General features: G+C 71.0%; 3 protein-coding genes. 1 reads left to right on the top strand and 2 read right to left on the bottom strand.

Features of this window, described 5'->3' with window-relative positions; all coding sequences use genetic code 11:
- Positions 1-93 precede the first annotated feature (93 nt).
- The gene (locus AOK03_RS38560) at positions 94-3,378 is read right to left on the bottom strand and encodes a S8 family serine peptidase (RefSeq protein WP_079075242.1); all 3,285 of its coding nucleotides are present in this window, start codon (positions 3,376-3,378) and stop codon (positions 94-96) included.
- Positions 3,379-3,600: 222 nt separating this feature from the next.
- The gene (locus tag AOK03_RS38555; protein ID WP_055570014.1) at positions 3,601-4,140 is read right to left on the bottom strand and encodes a CGNR zinc finger domain-containing protein; all 540 of its coding nucleotides are present in this window, start codon (positions 4,138-4,140) and stop codon (positions 3,601-3,603) included.
- Positions 4,141-4,267: 127 nt separating this feature from the next.
- On the opposite strand from AOK03_RS38555, the gene AOK03_RS38550 reads away from it, so the two are divergent.
- On the top strand, positions 4,268-4,723 hold the full coding sequence (locus tag AOK03_RS38550; RefSeq protein ID WP_055570013.1) for a VOC family protein: 456 nt from the start codon (positions 4,268-4,270) through the stop codon (positions 4,721-4,723).
- The last annotated feature ends 160 nt before the right edge of the window (positions 4,724-4,883 follow it).

The raw sequence follows: 4,883 nt of genomic DNA, 5'->3' as shown, positions 1-4,883 counted from the left end.
GCGACGACGGGCCGGGGGCGGACCGGTAGCGAGCAAGCAGACAGGCGCCGGACGGGCCCGATCGAACCCGTCCGGCGCCTGGGGGTCACTCCGTTACGGCGTGACCTTCTCGACCTTCACGCTGCCGCTGCCCGCGACCGTGCCGCCCGCGTTCAGCAGGGACACCTCGCCGAACAGCTCACGGCCCGCCGCGGCCGGGGCCTTCGCCTCGACCTTCGCGTCGATCTGCGCCGAGGCGCCGTTGGGGAGCTGCACCGTCTTCGACTCGTCGACGGTGACCTGTCCGAGCGCGTCCGAGAAGAAGACGTCGCGGTAGTCGTACGCGGTCGAGCCGGACGGCACCGAGTAGCCCGTCACCTCGATCGTGTACGTGCCCGCGGCGGGCTTCTTCAGGCTGACCGACTCCTCCGAGTCGCCCTCCGCCGAGGAGCCCACGACCGCGCCGTCCTTCTTCACGGCGAGGTCCAGGTCGGCGGCGACGTCCGCGGTCGAGCCGATGGCGACGTCCAGACGCTCCGCGCCCGCGGGCACGACGACCTCGGTGGTCTGCGTCTCGCCCTGCTTGATGCCGGGCCGCGCCGACTTGGACGAGCCGAGCGAGCCGCCCTTCAGCTTGCCGTCGACGGCCGCGAAGCCGTTGGTGGCCTTCCAGGAGACGGGCGCCGGAGTGCCGACCTTCGCCTCGGGCAGCGTCTGCACGGCCGGGTCGAAGTCGACGCCGAGCGCGGCGACGTTCAGCTTGTACGGGTTGTCCAGCAGCGGCGACGTGCGGCGCGACTCGACCTCGATCTCCCAGACACCGGCCTGCGGCTCCGCGTACGCACGCAGGTCCGGGCGGCAGGTGTTGGCCGGGTTCTCGTAGTTCGGGTAGCAGACGATCGACGAGGTGGAGTCGACCGGGACGCCGTACGGGTGCACCGCGATGAAGCGCGTCTGGCTCTTGTCCTTCAGGCCGCCGAGGGAGACCTCCAGGGACTTGGCGCCCTTGGGGACGGTGACGAAGTAGGACTGCGGGGTGTTGCGCTGCGTCGAGCCGGACGCCGAGAAGGTGTACGACGGCTTGGCGAGCGGCGCCGAGACGACGACCGTCGACATGATCTGCTGGTCGATGCCCTCGGTGCGCTCGTCGTCGACGGTGAGGATCGCGCTGTGCAGACCGGCCGACTCGGCCTTCGCCCGGACCTTGACGGTCACCGGCTTGTTCAGCGGCAGCGTGATCTCGTCGTCGCCAAGCAGCTCGAAGGTGTCCTCGTGGTTGTTGACCAGGTCCAGCTCGTGGCGGATGCCGCGGTCCGGGCCCGAGGTGCGGGTGATCGTCACGTCGTACGTCCGCTTCTGGCCGGTCTTCAGGCCGCCCTCACGGTCGTAGATGCCGGTGCCGGGCTTCTTCAGCTCCTGCTCCAGGGCGGTGTCGACCGGGGCCTTCACCGTGTACGTGTGGGCCTTCGCGTCGTCCTCGATGGCCTCCCAGGCGTCGACGACGTCGATCAGGCCGGTGCCCTGCGCGTACGCCTGCTCGCCGCGGATGCGGCCCGCGGTCGAGGTGAGCGCGGTGCGCAGCTTCGCCGGGGTCAGGTCGATGCGCTCCTGCTTGGCGGCGGAGAGCAGCAGCGCCGAGGCGCCCGCGGCCTGCGGGGACGCCATCGAGGTGCCCTGCAGCATCGAGTAGCCGGCGGGCAGCTGGTAGCCCGCCTCGGCGACCGGGGCGCCCGGCAGCCAGGTCTGCGTGGTGTTGATGGCCGAACCCGGCGCCGAGATGATCGGCGCGAAGCCGCCGTCCTCACGCGGACCGCGCGAGGAGAACGGCATCATCGCGTACGAACGCTTGACCTGGGAGCCGTAGTTGGCGGCCCAGGTCTCCTTGGAGATCGCGGCGCCGACCGAGATGACCTTGTCGGCCAGGCCGGGGTCGCCGATGGTGTTCGCACCGGGCCCCGAGTTGCCCGCGGAGATCACCAGCTGGACGCCGTACTCGTCGATGAGGCGCTTGTAGAGCTCGGCGCGCGCGTTGTTGCCGTCGTTGAGTGCGGGCAGGCCGCCGATCGACATGTTGACGATGTCGACGCCGCGCTTGGTGACGAGGTCGATCATGCCCTCGGTGAGCGCGACGTTGGTGCAGCCGCCGGTCCAGGTGCAGGCGCGCGAGGAGACCAGCTTGGCGCCGGGCGCCGCGCCGTTCATCCGGCCGCCGAAGAGGCCGTTGGCCGCGGTGATGCCCGCGACGTGCGTGCCGTGCTCGGACTCGATGACGCCGATGTTGACGAAGTCGGCCTTCTTGCCGACCCAGTCGCCGCCGTACGGGTCGGTGGGCACGTCCTTGCGGATCTCGACGACGAACGGGACGCGCTCGACGACGTCGGTCGCCGGGTCGTCCTTGCCGAAGTAGGCGACCTGGTGGTCGTCCTTGTACGGCTTCATCGGCTCGTCGTCGGTGAAGTCCTTGTTGTTGTTCAGGTCGACGCGGACCGTTCCGGCGGCCGGGTCGTAGAGCACGCCCCAGCTGTCGGTGGTGTCGCCGTCGCGGTTGATGTCGCCCTTGGCGTCGCCGCCGGTGGTGGCCGACTCCAGGAAGCGGTTGACCTGGAAGGAGCCCGCCGGGGCCTTCCACGTCTCGCTGTTCCAGGTGAAGACGGGGCCCGTGACCGGGTTGGTCATGCGGCGCCAGGTGCCGTCCGCGTCCACGATCGGGTCGGTCGCGGTCACCCAGTCGGTGATCTTGCGCTCGCCGGTGGTGGTCTTCTTCAGCGCCGGGTGACCGAGGTCGACGCCGGAGTCCAGGATGCCGATGGTGACGCCCCGGCCGTCCGCCTTGCGGTGCTTCTGCACGAAGTCGACGGCGCCGGTCTCGGCGGACGGGTTGTACGGGTTGTCCGCAGGGGTCTTCTTGTCCGGGCCCGGGTAGGTGCCGCGCGCGCCGCGCTCCGCGCCCTTGGCACGGTCGGCGGCGGGGGTCGGGTCGTCCAGCTCGATCTCGTGGCGCAGGTCGATGGCGTGCACGGACGACAGCTTCGAGGCCGACTTGATCGCCGCGTCGGCCTTGCCGGTCGGCACGGTCGCGCGGACGTAGCCGAGCTTGTCGTAGGTGCGGCCGACCGAGCCGCCCTTGACGCCGTCGAGCTGTTCGGCGACCTGCTCGGTGGCGCCGGGCTCGGTGGCGACCATCATCGTGACGGTCTTCTCGCCGTCCGCCTTGGCATCGGCGAGCAGGTCGGCGTCGGCCGACCCGAGCTTGCCGCCCGCGGACTTGGGGGCGGGCGCGGGGGTCTCGTCCGCGGCGAAGGCGAGTGGGGCGGCCCCGGTCGCGCAGAGCGCGGCGGTGAGTCCGACGGCTATCGCGAGACGGGGCGCGCGTCTGGCGCTGGAACTGGATCTGGGCATCGGCATCCCTGTGCGTGAAGGTCGGGAAGGAGGGTCGAAACGGCCCGGATCGCGGGAAGGTCCGGAATCCGGGGCCGGATGACCGCTCAGCCTTACGCAAGTGACAGGTGTTTGGGGAGAGTTGTCCGAGCTGTGATCGGGGCGTGACGCAATTCCGCCATACGCCATGGCGGACATGGCGTTCTATAAGGGGACTTGCCCCGGGAACTTTTTCCGGCCGGATCAGGTCTCGCGCGAGCGCGCGTAGTGCCGCGAGGCCTTCGCGCGGTTTCCGCAGGCCGCCATGGAGCACCAGCGGCGCGTGCCGTTCCGCGAGGTGTCGAAGAAGTGCAGGATGCACGCCTCGTGGGCGCAGCCGCGGATCCGGTCCGGCGCGGTGGCCAGGAGGCGCAGGTGGTCGCGGGCCGCGAGCCAGGCGGGGCCCCAGGCCGGGTCCTTGAACTCGGGCTCCTCGCCCGGTCCTTCGGCGGTGAGCGTCGCGCGGATGCGGCCGTGCCGCAGGACCTGGTCGACGCGGGCGATGCCTGCGGGGTCGTGCGGGGTGTCCACGACGGAGGCGAGGGCGCCGCGGGCGCGCAGGACGTGCTCCAGGGTCGGCCCGTCGGCGGCGAAGGTGCCGTCGAGTCCGTTCGCCGCGAGCCAGACCGCGAGCCCCTCGGTGCCGGTCAGCAGGTCCTGGCGTACGCCGTCGTGCATCCAGCGGGTGTTGAGCAGGTCGAGGGAGAGCGGTTCGCCGACGAGGGGGCGCGGGTCGTGCGGCATGGCGGGCTCCCTTCAGTGCTAACCGGTCAAGAGTACGTGACCGGTTGACGGCCTCGCTTTCTAACCTCTAACCTTCATTTCAAGGGTTAGCCAGTGGGTGGCCGACCAGCGGACTCAGGGGAGAGTCATGACCGCATCCACCGCTCCGCGCACCGGCCACATCGGTCTGAACGTCACGGACCTGGAGCGCTCGCTCGCCTTCTACCGGGACGTGATCGGGTACGGCGTGCTCGCGGAGGGCAAGGAGGAGGGCCGCCGTCACGCCTTCCTCGGACAGGGCGACCGCCCCGTGCTCACGCTCTGGGAGCAGGCCGACGCCGCGTACTCCGCGGGGCGGGCGGGACTGCACCACCTCGCGCTGGAGGTCGACACCATCGAGCAGGTCAGGGAGTACGAGACCGCGCTGCGGGCGTACGGAGTGGAGTTCGCGTACGACGGCGTGGTGCCGCACGGCGAGGGCGCGGCGTCCGGCGGGATCTTCTTCCGCGACCCGGACGGCACCCGCCTGGAGATCTTCGCGGCGTCCGGCGCCGAAGGGGCGCCCGCACCGGTGGAGTCGGCACCGACCTGCGGCTTCTTCTGAGCCTTGAGGAGCGCCCCGAAGAGGCGCGGGGAACTGCGCGCCCAGCCACGAAGCACCCGCAGCAAGGAGCCCGCCGATGACCCCGCGAACCCCGGTCCAGACCCCCTACCACCAGGGCTCCCGCACCGTGCAGGCCAAGGTCGGCGTCACCGACCTGGCC

The sequence above is a fragment of the Streptomyces atriruber genome (assembly GCF_001418325.1).
GTDB lineage: Bacteria > Actinomycetota > Actinomycetes > Streptomycetales > Streptomycetaceae > Streptomyces > Streptomyces atriruber.
This window is presented reverse-complemented; position numbering and strand designations above follow the sequence as displayed.